This is a genomic window from Stenotrophomonas sp. STEN020 (genome assembly GCF_056760195.1).
On sequence record NZ_JBRREI010000036.1, the window covers coordinates 1 to 13290 of the forward strand.

Consider the following 13290-nt stretch of genomic DNA (forward strand, 5'->3'; position numbering starts at 1 on the left):
CCCCGCCCCCTCACCCGCTCTTCGGGGGCGTGTGGGGTCCTCGCGGGCCCCTCCCCGTCCCGTGCCCCTGCCCTCCCCCTCCCCCCCCCCCCCCCCCCCCCCCCCCCCCCCCCACTACAGGGCGGGTCAGTTGCGGTGCGCGGTGCCCAGGTACTCGGCGCTCTGCATCTCGATCAGGCGGCTGGCGGTGCGCTCGAAGGCGCCGGCCAGGCGGGTGCCGCTGTATAGCAATGGTGGCGCGTCCTGGGCGGTGCAGACCAGGTTGACCTGGCGGTCGTACAGCTCATCGATCAGGTTGACGAAGCGGCGCGCGGCATCTTCGTTGAGACGATCGAAATGCGGAATGCCACCCAGCAGCACGGTGGTGAACTCGCGTGCGATCTCGATGTAGTCCGACGGCCCACGCGGGCCTTCGCACAAAGCGGCGAAATCGAACCAAGCAATGCTCTTGCCGCGACCACGCACCGGGATCTTCCGGCCTTCGATCTGGATGTTGCCGCCGCGCGCTTCTTCGGCACCGCTCAGCTCCTTCCAGCGGCCGGCCAGCCACGCATCGCTCTCGGCATCCAACGGCGCTCGGTATACCGGCGAGCGGGTCAGCGCGCGCATGCGGTAGTCCTCGGTGCCTTCGGCATACAGTTCGACGCAATACTTCTCCAGCAAGGCAATCGCCGGCAGGAAGCTGTCGCGTTGCAGGCCGTTGAGGTAGAGGTTCTCCACCGCCGTATTGGAGGTGGTAACCAAGGTCACGCCTTCGGCGAACAGCCGCTCCAGCAGGCGTCCAAGCAACATCGCATCGCCGATATCGGTGACGAAGAATTCATCCAGCACCAGCACGCGCAGCTTGTCGCGCCATTGCTGGGCGATTTTGGCCAGCGGATCGCTCTGCCCCTGATGCAGGTGCAGCTGCTCGTGGATGCCGCGCATGAAGCGGTGGAAGTGGGTGCGGTACTTCTGCTCGATCGGCAGGCCGTCGTAGAACAGGTCAACCAGGAAGGTCTTGCCGCGACCCACGCCGCCCCAGAAATACAGGCCCTTTACCGGCTCGGGCTTCTTCCAGAACGCAGACAAGCGATCCAGCCAGCCGTCCTGCGCACTGTCGACAATGGCCAAGTGGATGCGGTCCAGCTCGGCCAGCGCGGCGTGCTGGGCAACGTCATCGCGCCAGTCGCCGCGTACTACGCCGGCGGCGTAGCGCTGTGAGGGAGTCATTGCATCCATGCTCAGTTGCTGCCGTCGGGCAGCCAGCGCCGCACTTCATGCTGGATGGCGCCACGCAGGTCGATCAGCTTGCGATGGAAGAAATGCGAGGTGTCGGGCATGCGCACCAGCTGCGGTGGATTCGGCAGTGATTCCAGCCACTGGTACACGCCCTGCGCGTCGACCACTTCGTCGGCATCGCCCTGCACCACCAGCCAGTTGGCCGGCGGCTGCACTTCGGAGAAATCCCAGGTGCGGCGGCCTATCGGCGGTGCGATCGAGATCAAGGCCTGCGGCTGCAGCTTGGCAGCAGCACGCAGCGATACATAGGCACCGAAGCTGAAACCGGCCAGCCACAGCGCAGCGTCCGGGCGCTGGGCACGCACCCAGTTGACCACGGCGCGCAGATCGTCGGCTTCGCCTTCACCGTTGTCGTAGGTACCAACCGAAGCACCGACACTGCGGAAGTTGAAACGCACGGTGGTGATGCCCAGGTCGCGCAGCGCGCGCGAGACCATGGTCACCACCTTGTTGTGCATGCTGCCGCCCTCGATGGACAGCGGATGGCAGATGACGGCGATGATCGGACGCGCGGCGGACTCGCCATCAGGCAGGTCGACGCCGACTTCCAGCGGACCGGCCGGGCCGTCCAACATCAGCGTCGCCGATTCGTGGGGGAATGGGAGAGTTTGCATACGGCCATAATAGCGGCCCCGTCCGGCGGCTTCACACCCGCCCTTCACAACTGCCCAAATCCATGCATTTCCTTGTCCTGAGTGTGATCTGCAGTGTTCTGGTATCGGTGCTGCTGAAACTGGCGCCACGCCGTGGCGTCGATATCGCCCAGGCGGTGACCTGGAACTATCTGGCCGCCAGCGTGCTCTCGCTGTTGTTGCTCAAGCCGTCGCTGCAGTCACTGCAGAGCGGGCATACGCCGTGGCTGGCGCTGCTCGGACTGGCCGTGGCCCTGCCCGGCATCTTCCTGGTGCTTGCCCGCGCGGTGCGCGAGGCCGGCATCGTGCGCAGCGACGTGGCCCAGCGGCTGTCCTTGCTGCTGTCGTTGGCCGCTGCCTTCCTGCTGTTTGGCGAACAGGCCAATGGCTGGAAACTGGCGGGCCTGGGGCTTGGCTTGCTGGCGATTGTCGGCGTGACCGCGCGCGATGGCGGCACCGCAGAGCGCTCGCGCTCAAGCTGGGGCTGGTTGCTCGGGGTCTGGGCCGGCTTTGCCCTGATCGACATCCTGCTCAAACAAGTTGCAGCGGCCGGCACGCCGTCCATCGCGGCCTTGCTGGTGAGCTTCGGCATCGCCTTCGTGCTGATGCTGGTGTGGCAACTGCAGCGGCATTTCAGCGGCAACAGCCGGCTGACGCTGGGCAATCTTGGTTTTGGCCTGCTGCTCGGGCTGCTCAACTTCGGCAACATTCTGTTTTACGTGCGTGCGCACCAGGCGCTGCCGCACAGCCCGGCGACGATTTTTGCCGGCATGAATATTGGCGTGGTGTGTCTGGGTGCGCTGGTCGGCGTGCTGGTGTTTGGTGAGAAGACCAGCGTGTGGAATCGGCTTGGCCTGGCGCTGGCGGTGGTGGCGATTGGACTGATTGCGCGCGGGACGTTTTGAGGTTTTCTGCTGATCTGGAGCAACAACAAAGGCACCCCTCCCCGGCCCTTCCCTTCGCTGCGCGAAAGGGAGGGAGAAAATCTGCCCCCTCCCTTTGCCGCAGGCAAGGGGAGGGCTGGGGAGGGGTGCTCTTAAGCTTCTAGCTTCTAGCTTCCAGCTCTCAGCCTTACGGCTCAAACCCCAGCAACAACGGATCATGGTCCGAGCTGCGCCACGGCCCCGGCACATTGCGGCCCTGATAACCAACCTCATCGGCCTCATCGGCATTGATATGCCACTCCGCCGCACCCTTCAGCCGTGCGGCCATGCCCGGGCTGAGCAAGGCGTGATCCAGACGACCGGTCATGCCGTTGTAGACGTAGCTATAAGGCTGCTGCACGCCAGCCACCTTGAACGCGTCCTGCCAGCCATCGGCGTTCAAGGTGCGGATCGGGTCTTCCATCGCATAAGCGTTGAAGTCGCCCAGCAGCACCGCATCACGGCTGCCGGTGCCGGTCGGATCTTCCTGCAGCCAGCTGTGCAGCAACTTGGCCGATTCCACGCGGATGGCATTCCAGCAGCCCTGGCCGTCGTTGCGATCGGCGTTCTCACCGCTCGCTTCCGAGCACCCCTTGGACTTGAAGTGGTTGGCCACCACCACGAACGGGGTGCCCTTGCGGCCCATGCGGAAAGCCTGTGCCAGTGGCACGCGGCTGCGTTCGCCAAACGGCTCGCGCTCAAGCACCGCCGGCTTGCCGACCGGGCTCACCTTTGAAGCACGGTAGATGATGCCGACCCGGATCGGGTTGTCGCCCGGGCCCTTGCCGGCATCGACGAAGCGCCAGTCGCCATCCTTGCCCTGCGCCGCATTGAGCGCGCGCACCAGCTGATCGATCGCCGAGCCCGGGCCGTAGCCGTCGTTCTCCAGCTCCATCAGCGCGGCAACGTCAGCATTGAGGCTGCCGATGGTGGTGATCAGCTTGGCCTGCTGTGCGGCCTGCTGCTCGGCGGTCTTGGCCCCACGCAGGGTCGGATAGCCACCGCCCTTGCCGTCGCCGTTGAAGTAATTCTCCAGATTGAACGCTGCGATGCGCAGGCTGCCAGCCACCGTCGGTGGCTGCTGCGGACGCTCGACATCCACCACGACCGGAGCGGTCAGCTGCAGGCGATAGCCGCCATCGAATCGCTGGTCGACGATGCCCTGCACGTCGCGCAGCTGTGCGCCGCTGCGCAGCAGCTGGTCCGGTGCCAGATACGACACCGCACCCGGCTCGCGCTTGCCGCTGGCATCGTCCAGGCGCAGGCGACGGCGGTTGTTGTCGGCAATCACCACGGCCTGTTCGGGGCTGCCGGCGACGGCCACTTCGCTGGGCTGCCACAGGCGGCCGCCGAAGGCAGCGGTCAGTTCGCCATAACGCGAGAGCTGGTCCTGACCAGCCACGGTCAGGCCGGTCGGAATGCGCACCTGCATGCCTTCCAATGCCTCCCAGTTGGCGGGGACATCGGTCAACACCAGCGCTGCCGGCAGCGGTCGCGCTGCGGCCGGGCTGATGGTCTGCGCCTGCAGCGTGGTCAGGCCCTGCTCGCTCTTGCCGGCAGCCTGCTCTTCGACGGTGCCGGTGATGCGCAGCCACTGGCCGACCTGCACGGTCTGCTCCTTGGGCAGGCGCACGAACAAGCCATCGGAAGTGGCGGCATCACCATCACCTGCGTCCTGCACGAAGATGCCGCCCAGGCCATCACGCATATCAGCGGTCACCGCGCCCTCGATGGTGACGGTCTTGCCCGCATACGGGCTGTGGTCGGTCGTGCCCTGCACGCTGCCGATCGGCAGTACGACGGGCTTGGACGGGGCAGCCAGCGCCGCGCCGGAACAGGCGGCAGCCAAGGCCAGGGCAAGCAAGCTAGGGGTACAACGCATGGACGCACTCCGGGGAAGACGGAAACACAAAGCGCCGCCCTGGTGGGGCGGCGCCGGCTATTCTGCAGCAATCGGGTCTATTGCCAGCTGCGTGAGTCTGGCGGCTTTCTATTTCAGATTGGCCAGCATCCAGTCCACGGTGGCGTGGATCTGCTCCTCGCTGAGCCCGGCATTGCCGCCCTTGGGCGGCATGATGCCGCCGTCCGGGCCGGTATAGCCCTCGATGGCGTGCTTGTAGAGGGTGTCCTTGCCCTGCGCCAGACGCTTGTCCCAGTGACTGTGGTCCAGGGTCGGCGCGTTGCCCACGCCGGTGGTGTGGCAGGCGGTGCACAGGCTGTCGAAGATGGTCTTGCCGTCCAGGGTGCCACCGTAGGCACCGCTGGCGGCTGCAGCTGCTGCTGCCGCAGCGGAGGCGGCAGCCTGCGCCGAGGCACCGGTAGCGCCGGCATACACGGCACCGATGGGTGCAATGCGTTCCTCGATGCGCTTGGTCGCGGTCGGCGACACTTCTTTGGGAATGACGTGCTGCAGGTAGGACGCGAAGATGATCAAGCCAATCGTGACGATGGCCAGGAAGGCGATCACGATGGAAAAGCGTTTCAGGAACTCAAGGTCGTAATTCCGCACGTCTCATCACCCCGGGCGAGTTGTCGGTGGACCAGCAGCTGCTGGGCGAGTATAGACCAGCGTCCGCCCGCTCCCGCAATGCCCTGAACACGCGCACAAGTGCGGCATTGCAGCATCCCGCAGTGGTTACAGCACTCAGTGCGACAGCGGCGCACCGGCTGCGCGCAGGCACAGCGCACTGATCGCGGTAACCAGATGTTCGCCATCGCGCAGGCCATCGCGGCTGGGCGCGGTCGGCCCGACCAAGGCTTCAGTGAAGGCACCGACGATGCAGGCCGCGCTGATGTCCAGATCCTGCGCCGGCAGCTCGCCAGCGCGCACGCCGTCTTCGAGGATGCGCTTGAACACATCACCGAACAGACGCCGGCAACGGATGCGCTCGGCCTCCACTTCCGGGTCCACCGGCTCGGCGATGAAGGCATAGGCCAGGCCCGGCCCGGCCATGGCGCGGCGCACGAACGAAGCCACCGCCAGCTGCAGGCGCTCCGGCGCTGGCAGTGGCTCGGCAGCAATTGCGGCCAGGATCTCCAGCTCATGCTCGACGGCGAAGGTCAGTACCTCGACGAACAACTCGGCCTTGGACGGGAAGTGCCGGTAGATCAGCCCGGTCGACACCCCCGCCTCGGCAGCCACCGCGGTGATCGGTGCGTTGCGATAGCCGCCTGCGGCGACCAGCCGGCGGGCCGCGACCAGGATCCGCTCGCGGTTGCCCGCCAGCCGTTTTTCCATCAATTCCGAGCGCTTGTAAGCCATTTGTTGATTCTATGTTCAATTTTTGAATTTGTATTCACTTTTTACCCGGGAGCCGCTAGGCTGCGCGCAAACGCCCGTGCCGACGGCCTGTCCGTCCTCCCAACCCGGTGCGCCCCTTATCGCCAAGCAGTACCGGAGCCAGCCATGCACGTCCCCACCCTGAATTTTGATCTGGGCGAAGAAATCGACATGCTGCGCGAAAGCGTGGCGCAGTTTGCCGCCGCGCACATCGCGCCACTGGCCGCCGAAGCCGACGCCAGCAACCACTTCCCCAACCAGCTCTGGCGCCAGCTTGGCGAGCAGGGCCTGCTGGGCATGACCGTGGAAGAAGAATACGGCGGCAGCGGCATGGGCTACCTGGCACATGTAGTGGCGATGGAAGAAATCTCGCGCGCCTCCGGCGGCATCGGCCTGTCCTACGGCGCGCATTCCAACCTGTGCCTCAACCAGCTGCGCAAGAACGCCAGCGAAGCGCAGAAGCACAAGTACCTGCCCAAGCTCTGCAGCGGCGAACACGTCGGTGCTTTGGCGATGAGCGAGCCGGGCGCCGGTTCTGACGTGGTATCGATGAAGCTGCGCGCCGACCTGCGCGGCGATCACTACGTGCTCAACGGCAACAAGATGTGGATCACCAATGGTCCCGATGCCGACGTGCTGATCGTCTATGCCAAGACCGATGCAAACGGCGGTTCGCGCGGCATCACCGCCTTCATCATCGAAAAGGGCATGAAGGGTTTCTCCACCGCGCAGAAGCTGGACAAGCTGGGCATGCGCTCATCCAACACCTGCGAGTTGGTGTTCCAGGACTGCGAAGTGCCGGTCGAGAACGTGCTGGGCGTAGTTGGCGGCGGCGTCAAAGTGTTGATGTCCGGCCTGGACTACGAGCGTGTGGTGTTGTCGGGCGGCCCGCTGGGTCTGATGTCGGCCGCGCTGGATGTGGTGCTGCCCTACGTGCATGAGCGCAAGCAGTTCGGCGAAGCGATCGGCACCTTCCAGCTGATCCAGGCCAAGCTGGCCGATATGTATGTCGGCCTCAATGCCTGCCGCGCCTATGTGTATGCAGTGGCCAAGGCCTGCGACCAGGGCCGCACCACGCGCCAGGATGCGGCCGGCGCGATTCTGTACTCGGCCGAGAAGGCAACCTGGGCAGCAGGTGAGGCGATCCAGATCCTTGGTGGCAACGGCTATATCAACGAGTACCCGGCCGGGCGCTTGTGGCGTGATGCCAAGTTGTATGAGATTGGTGCGGGCACTTCCGAGATCCGCCGTATGCTGATTGGGCGGGAGTTGTTTCAGCGCACGATGTAAGTGACGCCAAGCAGAAGCTAGAGCGAAATCAGAGCCCCTCTCCCGTTTACGGGAGAGGGGTTGGGGTGAGGGGAAGCTTCTAGCAAGCAGACCCAAGGCTTTAAAAGCTCCCCTCATCCGCCCCTGCGGGGCACCTTCTCCCGCAGGCGGGAGAAGGGACGCAACAGCAAAGCAACAGCAACAGCAACAGCAGAGCAAAGCAACGGCAAAAGCAGAGCAAAGCAACGGCAAAAGCAAAAGCCAAGCAAGAGCCAAGCAAGAGCAAAGCAAGAGCAAAGCAACAGCAACAGCAACAGCAACATCAACATCAACAGCAACAGCAAGAACCAAGCAAGAGCAAAGCAATAGCAAAGCAACAGCAACAGCCCTGCTGCCATGTTTCCGCGCGCAGACCAGCTCCAGAATCCAGGACATCGGCCATGACCGTACTCACCTCCCAGCTGCAACCCGGCAGTGACAGCTTCGAAGCCAACCGCGCCGCGATGCAGGCCCAGGTCGATGATCTGCGCGCCACACTGGAAGCCACCGCGCGTGGCGGCAGCGATGCAGCCCGGGCCAAGCACAGTGCACGCGGCAAGCTGCTGGTGCGCGAGCGCATCGACGCCCTGCTCGATCCCGGCAGCCCGTTCCTGGAAGTCGCGCCCCTGGCCGCGCATGGCATGTATGCCGATCCTGTACCCGGCGCTGGCATGGTCGCCGGCATCGGCCGCGTGTCCGGCGTGGAATGCCTGATCGTCGCCAACGACGCCACGGTCAAAGGCGGCACCTATTACCCTGTGACGGTGAAGAAGCATCTACGTGCGCAGGAAATCGCCCAGCAGAACCGCCTGCCCTGCATCTATTTGGTCGACTCCGGCGGCGCTTTCCTGCCGCTGCAGGATGAAGTTTTTCCTGATCGCGATCATTTCGGCCGCATCTTCTACAACCAGGCCAACCTGTCAGCGCAGGGTATTCCGCAGATCGCCTGCGTGATGGGCAGCTGCACCGCGGGCGGCGCCTATGTGCCGGCAATGAGCGATGAAACCGTCATCGTCAAGGAACAGGGCACCATCTTCCTCGGCGGTCCGCCGCTGGTGAAGGCCGCCACCGGCGAAGTGGTCAGTGCCGAAGAACTTGGCGGTGCCGACGTGCACACGCGCATCTCCGGTGTTGCCGACCATATGGCTGACAACGATCTGCAGGCGCTGGCGCGGGTGCGTTCCATCATCGCCAACTTGAACTGGCGCAAGCCCGATGCAGGCGTTGCGCTGCAGGCCAGCGAGGCGCCGCTGCTTGATGCGCATGAGCTTTATGGCGTGATTCCCGCTGATACACGCAAGCCCTACGACGTGCGCGAAGTGATCGCACGCATTGTCGACGGTTCGCGCTTTGATGAGTTCAAGCCGCGCTACGGCAACACCTTGGTCACTGGCTTCGCGCATGTGCATGGCCATCCGGTCGGCATCATCGCCAACAACGGCATCCTGTTCTCGGAGTCTGCACTGAAAGGCGCGCACTTCATCGAGCTGTGCTGCCAACGCAACATCCCTTTGCTGTTCCTGCAGAACATCACTGGCTTCATGGTCGGTCGAAAGTACGAGCACGGCGGTATCGCCAAGGATGGTGCCAAGCTGGTGATGGCGGTGGCCAATGCACGTGTGCCCAAGTACACGGTGGTTATCGGCGGTTCGTTCGGTGCCGGCAATTACGGCATGTGCGGGCGCGCGTATTCGCCGCATTTCCTGTGGATGTGGCCGAATGCGCGCATCGGGGTGATGGGCGGTGAGCAGGCGGCCAGTGTGTTGGCTACGGTCAAGCGTGATGGTATCGAGGCCAAGGGTGGGGCGTTGTCGGCCGAAGAGGAAGATGCGTTCAAGCAGCCGATCCGTGATCAGTTCGAGTTGCAGGGTCATCCGTATTACGCGAGCGCGCGCTTGTGGGATGACGGGGTGATTGATCCGGCCGATACGCGGCGGGTGCTTGGGCTGGCCTTGGCTGCCAGTCTCAATGCGCCTGTGCAGGACACACGGTTTGGTGTATTCCGGATGTGATGGCGTGAACATCGCTCTGACAGCAACAGCAAAGGCTTTCACTCCCCTACGGGGAGCGAGTCACTTTTCTTTGCTTGTGCAAAGAAGAAGTAACCAAAAGAAAACACACCCTGCCTGCGCGCCCACGATGCTACGCATCGCGGGTCCACTCCGCCGGCAGGATTTTTCGACGAGACATCCCTGTCTCGTCGAAAAACGACGCACATCCTTGTGCGCCGCCCCTTCGGGGTCTTGTCCGCCGGCTCCGTCGCTACGGAAGGGGACCCGAAAATCAAAGTCACAAGCCAGAGCAAAGCCCGGCCCCGCATCCTCCGCTTTTCGCCGCGCAACCACCTCGGCACTCAACGGATAAAGCCATGTTCAACAAGATCCTGATCGCCAATCGCGGTGAAATCGCTTGCCGCGTTATTGCTACCTGCCGTCGTCTTGGCATCGCTACCGTCGCGGTGTATTCGGATGCTGATCGCAATGCGCGGCATGTGCGTCTGGCTGACGAGGCTATCCATATCGGTGCTGCGCCGGCTGCCGAGAGCTATCTGCGCGCTGAGGTCATTCTCGAGGCCGCGCGGCGTAGCGGTGCGCAGGCCATCCATCCGGGTTATGGGTTTCTATCCGAGAACGCGGGCTTCGCGCGTGCCTGTGATGCTGCGGGTATCGTCTTCATCGGGCCGCCGGCCAGCGCCATCGACGCGATGGGCGACAAGAGTTCGGCCAAAGCGCTGATGCAGACCGCCAACGTGCCGCTGACGCCGGGTTATCACGGTGAACGGCAGGAGCCGGAGTTCCTGCGCGCGCAGGCCGATGCGATTGGTTATCCGGTGTTGATCAAGGCCAGCGCCGGCGGTGGTGGCAAGGGCATGCGCAAGGTCGAGGCCAGCACCGACTTCGAGGCTGCGCTGGCCAGCTGCCAGCGCGAGGCGCAGGCTTCGTTCGGCAATGCACATGTGCTGGTGGAGAAATACGTCGAGCGTCCGCGCCATATCGAGATCCAGGTGTTCGGCGACAGCCACGGCAACGTGGTCTATCTGTTCGAGCGCGACTGCTCGGTGCAGCGTCGCCACCAGAAGGTGCTGGAAGAAGCGCCCGCCCCCGGCATGACTGCCGAACGCCGCGCCGCCATGGGCAAGGCCGCTACTGATGCCGCGCGCGCGGTTGGTTACGTTGGCGCGGGTACGGTTGAGTTCATCGCTGGACCGGATGGCGATTTCTATTTCATGGAAATGAACACCCGCCTGCAGGTCGAGCACCCGGTCACCGAGCTGATCACTGGCACCGATCTGGTCGAGTGGCAGCTGCGCGTGGCCGCTGGTCAGCCTATGCCGAAGACGCAGGAGCAACTGCAGATCCACGGCCACGCGATCGAGGCACGGCTATACGCCGAAGACGCCGACCGCGGCTTCCTGCCTTCAACCGGCACGCTGCGCCATCTGCGCCTGCCACAGCCCAGTGCCAATGTGCGCGTGGACGCCGGTGTCGAGCAAGGCGATGCAATCACCCCGTACTACGACCCGATGATCGCCAAGCTGATCGTCTGGGATGTGGATCGTGCCAGCGCCCTGCAGCGCATGCAGCAGGCCTTTGCGCAGTGCCAAGTCGTCGGCGTGACCACCAATGCCGCCTTCCTGCGTCGACTGGTGCTGACCGACTCGTTCCGCACCGCCAATCTCGATACCGCGCTGATCGAACGCGAGCGTGAAGCGTTGGATATCCATCACGTTGCAGCCAGTGACAATGACTGGGCGCTAGCGGCCGTGCTCGCTGTAGCCAACGATACGCCGCACGACAACGACGCCTCCCCGTGGGCAATCGCTGACAGCTGGCGCCTTACCGGCCCCGCGGCACGTTTGGTGACCTTGGAACACCTGGAGCAGCGCAAACAGTTGCAGGTGCGCGATAGCGCCACCGGCTGGCAGGTGCAGGTCAGCGACACATCGATCAGCGTGACCGGGAAAACCAGCAGCACTGGTTACGCCTTGCAACTGGGCGAACGCCTGCAGCGCGGCCAGGCAATCCGCGACGGCAATATGCTGTACGTGTTCGGCAATGAACAGCAGCAGCGCTTCAACATCCACGACCCGGTCGCCGAAGCCGACAACAGCGCCGACCACGGCGGCAGCCTGCTGGCACCGATGCCAGGCCGCGTCGTAACCCTGCTGGTGCAGCCTGGCACCACTGTCAGCCGCGGTACGCCGCTACTGGTGATGGAAGCGATGAAGATGGAGCACACCCTGCAAGCGCCGGCCGACGGCATCGTGCATGGCTTCCGCGCCAAGGCCGGTGATCAAGTGGCCGATGGCGCGGTATTGGTTGATTTCGAGGCGGGTTGACTTACGCCAACAACTCAAGCACCAACCATCAAGCAGCCGGCGCGCTCCTCCAAACGCGATGAGCAGGATCCAGTTCCGCCATGCTCATCACCGGGGCGCGCCAGCCGAAACCGCACACAGCCAGAGTCCCGTACTCCATCGGGTCCAATGCCAGAACCTTTTCCATCTCGACTTCGTTGATGGCCGCTGTCACAAACGCACCCAAGCCGTGCTTGGTTGCCGCCGTATAAAACGCCTGCGATATATGCCCGGCGTCCAGGGTCACTGCGCGATAGGCCTTGACATGCCTGCGGTACTTCCAGAAGTTGCGCTCGAAGCGGCACACCAGCACGACCATCGCCGGGGCATTGGCAAACCAGTGCTGTCCAGCCAGTAGACGCTGCGAGAAACCATCCAGATCATTCGGCTGCGCTGCAATGCGCGCAAGCTCGTGAGCAACTGCGTGATAGTGATAGACACCTGCCGCCAGCCCAGCGACATCGCGCACAACCACGTAAGCCTCGGTCGGGTGCAATCCACCACCAGAAGGAACGTTTTTCTTCAGGAAACGCGCGCCCGGCTCGCTCTCCACCACTGCCTTGGACATCAGCACATCCTGCAGCATCGCCGCTAGCGAAGCCATGGCAAGTGGACGTGTCGTATCAAAATTTCTACAGGTCACCCTGCTTTCCAGCAAGCGGTCCATTGAATCGTCGACTACTCGCGGCAGCGCCAGCGCACCAGCCTGTCGATCTGGAGCCTCCGAAGGCGGCACCCCCAGCTTCCGCACCAGGTCCTTGGCGGTAAGCATCTGGCTTCGTTCCATCTCACCCGCGCTGTCCACCCCGTCCCAGCGCGAATGACGATAGTGGATAGCAGACAGCGGCCACCAGTGGTTCTCTCGAACACGCAGGTCAGCGTGTGCTTGATTTCCTGGGGCATCCACATCCAGCACCAATAGACCAAGCTCGACCAGTTTGAGCACCTGCTCGCGAGCCACCGCGTCATCGGGAAGTTGCCTCCATTGTTCGGCGCTGGTGGAAAGCAGCAGCATGCAAGCCTCCACTTCCAGTGTGCACACCGTATCCAGATGCGCCGCGTAAACGCGGATACAACGTTCATACTCAAGTCCGGAACCACCAGAGATCAGAGCGTTCAGCGAGAACGTAGCCTTCTCTTCAGGAAGAACTGCCACTGCGTGACAACGTCGGTAATTCATCATTCCTCTTTTCTTGCGTATTGAGCGAACACATGTAGCGGCAGTTGCGCGTACCAGTGCGAAATGTCCACACCCGACACGAACGCCTGGGATCAATCACCAAGGCTTTGGAGAACGGCGCACCTTCAATCGATGGCAGACCCCAGTGCTTCCCCGCGTCGCCATCAGCAAATGCTGGAAGGCTACAAGACGGGACAAGGTAGATAGGCAGGATCGCCTCGAACACGGGCTTGTCCAGATTGGCAGTGGCGGCAGGGCGCGCCTTCTCCAGCGCTCCCCGCCGCCACTCTTCCAATCCCGCAAACATCCCAATCGTCATCGGCCTATCT

Annotated in this window: 12 protein-coding genes; 4 read left to right on the forward strand and 8 right to left on the reverse strand. The window is 63.6% G+C overall.

Going from position 1 to position 13290, the window contains the following annotated elements; all coding sequences use genetic code 11:
• Positions 1 to 126 precede the first annotated feature (126 nt).
• Together zapE and ACVOLZ_RS14885 are read right to left on the reverse strand one after the other, a co-directional pair.
• Positions 127 to 1221, reverse strand: coding sequence for a cell division protein ZapE (gene zapE, locus ACVOLZ_RS14880; RefSeq protein WP_481516799.1), 1095 nt, complete (start codon positions 1219 to 1221; stop codon positions 127 to 129).
• 2 nt (positions 1222 to 1223) lie between these two features.
• Positions 1224 to 1895, reverse strand: coding sequence for an alpha/beta hydrolase (locus ACVOLZ_RS14885; protein WP_481516800.1), 672 nt, complete (start codon positions 1893 to 1895; stop codon positions 1224 to 1226).
• 62 nt (positions 1896 to 1957) lie between these two features.
• Between ACVOLZ_RS14885 and ACVOLZ_RS14890 the strand changes: the two genes are divergently transcribed.
• Positions 1958 to 2818 (forward strand): EamA family transporter, encoded by an 861-nt coding sequence (locus ACVOLZ_RS14890; RefSeq protein WP_481516801.1) that lies wholly within the window; start codon positions 1958 to 1960, stop codon positions 2816 to 2818.
• 166 nt (positions 2819 to 2984) lie between these two features.
• On the opposite strand, the gene ACVOLZ_RS14895 is transcribed toward ACVOLZ_RS14890, so the two are convergent.
• From ACVOLZ_RS14895 to ACVOLZ_RS14905, 3 genes are all read right to left on the reverse strand, one after another.
• On the reverse strand, positions 2985 to 4718 hold the full coding sequence (locus ACVOLZ_RS14895; protein ID WP_481516802.1) for an ExeM/NucH family extracellular endonuclease: 1734 nt from the start codon (positions 4716 to 4718) through the stop codon (positions 2985 to 2987).
• 108 nt (positions 4719 to 4826) lie between these two features.
• Entirely contained in the window at positions 4827 to 5345 is a 519-nt protein-coding gene (locus tag ACVOLZ_RS14900) for a c-type cytochrome (RefSeq protein WP_481516803.1), read from the reverse strand.
• 135 nt (positions 5346 to 5480) lie between these two features.
• On the reverse strand, positions 5481 to 6098 hold the full coding sequence (locus ACVOLZ_RS14905) for a TetR/AcrR family transcriptional regulator (RefSeq protein ID WP_481516804.1): 618 nt from the start codon (positions 6096 to 6098) through the stop codon (positions 5481 to 5483).
• Between the two features lie 144 nt (positions 6099 to 6242).
• On the opposite strand from ACVOLZ_RS14905, the gene ACVOLZ_RS14910 reads away from it, so the two are divergent.
• Complete coding sequence (locus ACVOLZ_RS14910) at positions 6243 to 7406, forward strand: isovaleryl-CoA dehydrogenase (protein ID WP_481516805.1); 1164 nt, start codon at positions 6243 to 6245, stop codon at positions 7404 to 7406.
• A gap of 113 nt (positions 7407 to 7519) precedes the next feature.
• On the opposite strand, the gene ACVOLZ_RS14915 is transcribed toward ACVOLZ_RS14910, so the two are convergent.
• Entirely contained in the window at positions 7520 to 7783 is a 264-nt protein-coding gene (locus ACVOLZ_RS14915) for a hypothetical protein (protein ID WP_481516806.1), read from the reverse strand.
• A gap of 42 nt (positions 7784 to 7825) precedes the next feature.
• Here ACVOLZ_RS14915 and ACVOLZ_RS14920 point away from each other — a divergent pair, with 42 nt between their 5' ends.
• Positions 7826 to 9436 (forward strand): carboxyl transferase domain-containing protein, encoded by a 1611-nt coding sequence (locus ACVOLZ_RS14920; protein WP_481516807.1) that lies wholly within the window; start codon positions 7826 to 7828, stop codon positions 9434 to 9436.
• Positions 9437 to 9792: 356 nt separating this feature from the next.
• Complete coding sequence (locus tag ACVOLZ_RS14925) at positions 9793 to 11763, forward strand: acetyl/propionyl/methylcrotonyl-CoA carboxylase subunit alpha (protein WP_481516808.1); 1971 nt, start codon at positions 9793 to 9795, stop codon at positions 11761 to 11763.
• Positions 11764 to 11791: 28 nt separating this feature from the next.
• Here ACVOLZ_RS14925 and ACVOLZ_RS14930 read toward each other — a convergent pair whose 3' ends face one another.
• Together ACVOLZ_RS14930 and ACVOLZ_RS14935 are read right to left on the reverse strand one after the other, a co-directional pair.
• Positions 11792 to 12961 (reverse strand): putative peptide maturation dehydrogenase, encoded by a 1170-nt coding sequence (locus ACVOLZ_RS14930; protein ID WP_481516809.1) that lies wholly within the window; start codon positions 12959 to 12961, stop codon positions 11792 to 11794.
• Positions 12921 to 13280: a hypothetical protein gene (locus ACVOLZ_RS14935; RefSeq protein ID WP_481516810.1), complete on the reverse strand. Its 360-nt coding sequence runs from the start codon at positions 13278 to 13280 to the stop codon at positions 12921 to 12923. Before ACVOLZ_RS14935 ends, ACVOLZ_RS14930 begins: the two co-directional genes overlap by 41 nt.
• Between the last annotated feature and the right edge of the window lie 10 nt (positions 13281 to 13290).

Excerpts from the sequence above, each read along its gene's own strand:
- ACVOLZ_RS14895 (WP_481516802.1), bottom strand. The coding sequence starts at position 4,718 with ATGCGTTGTACCCCTAGCTTGCTTGCCCTGGCCTTGGCTGCCGCCTGT.
- ACVOLZ_RS14925 (WP_481516808.1), top strand. The coding sequence starts at position 9,793 with ATGTTCAACAAGATCCTGATCGCCAATCGCGGTGAAATCGCTTGCCGC.
- ACVOLZ_RS14890 (WP_481516801.1), top strand. The coding sequence starts at position 1,958 with ATGCATTTCCTTGTCCTGAGTGTGATCTGCAGTGTTCTGGTATCGGTG.
- ACVOLZ_RS14920 (WP_481516807.1), top strand. The coding sequence starts at position 7,826 with ATGACCGTACTCACCTCCCAGCTGCAACCCGGCAGTGACAGCTTCGAA.
- ACVOLZ_RS14885 (WP_481516800.1), bottom strand. The coding sequence starts at position 1,895 with ATGCAAACTCTCCCATTCCCCCACGAATCGGCGACGCTGATGTTGGAC.
- zapE (WP_481516799.1), bottom strand. The coding sequence starts at position 1,221 with ATGGATGCAATGACTCCCTCACAGCGCTACGCCGCCGGCGTAGTACGC.
- ACVOLZ_RS14935 (WP_481516810.1), bottom strand. The coding sequence starts at position 13,280 with ATGACGATTGGGATGTTTGCGGGATTGGAAGAGTGGCGGCGGGGAGCG.
- ACVOLZ_RS14915 (WP_481516806.1), bottom strand. The coding sequence starts at position 7,783 with ATGGCAGCAGGGCTGTTGCTGTTGCTTTGCTATTGCTTTGCTCTTGCT.
- ACVOLZ_RS14930 (WP_481516809.1), bottom strand. The coding sequence starts at position 12,961 with ATGAATTACCGACGTTGTCACGCAGTGGCAGTTCTTCCTGAAGAGAAG.
- ACVOLZ_RS14905 (WP_481516804.1), bottom strand. The coding sequence starts at position 6,098 with ATGGCTTACAAGCGCTCGGAATTGATGGAAAAACGGCTGGCGGGCAAC.
- ACVOLZ_RS14910 (WP_481516805.1), top strand. The coding sequence starts at position 6,243 with ATGCACGTCCCCACCCTGAATTTTGATCTGGGCGAAGAAATCGACATG.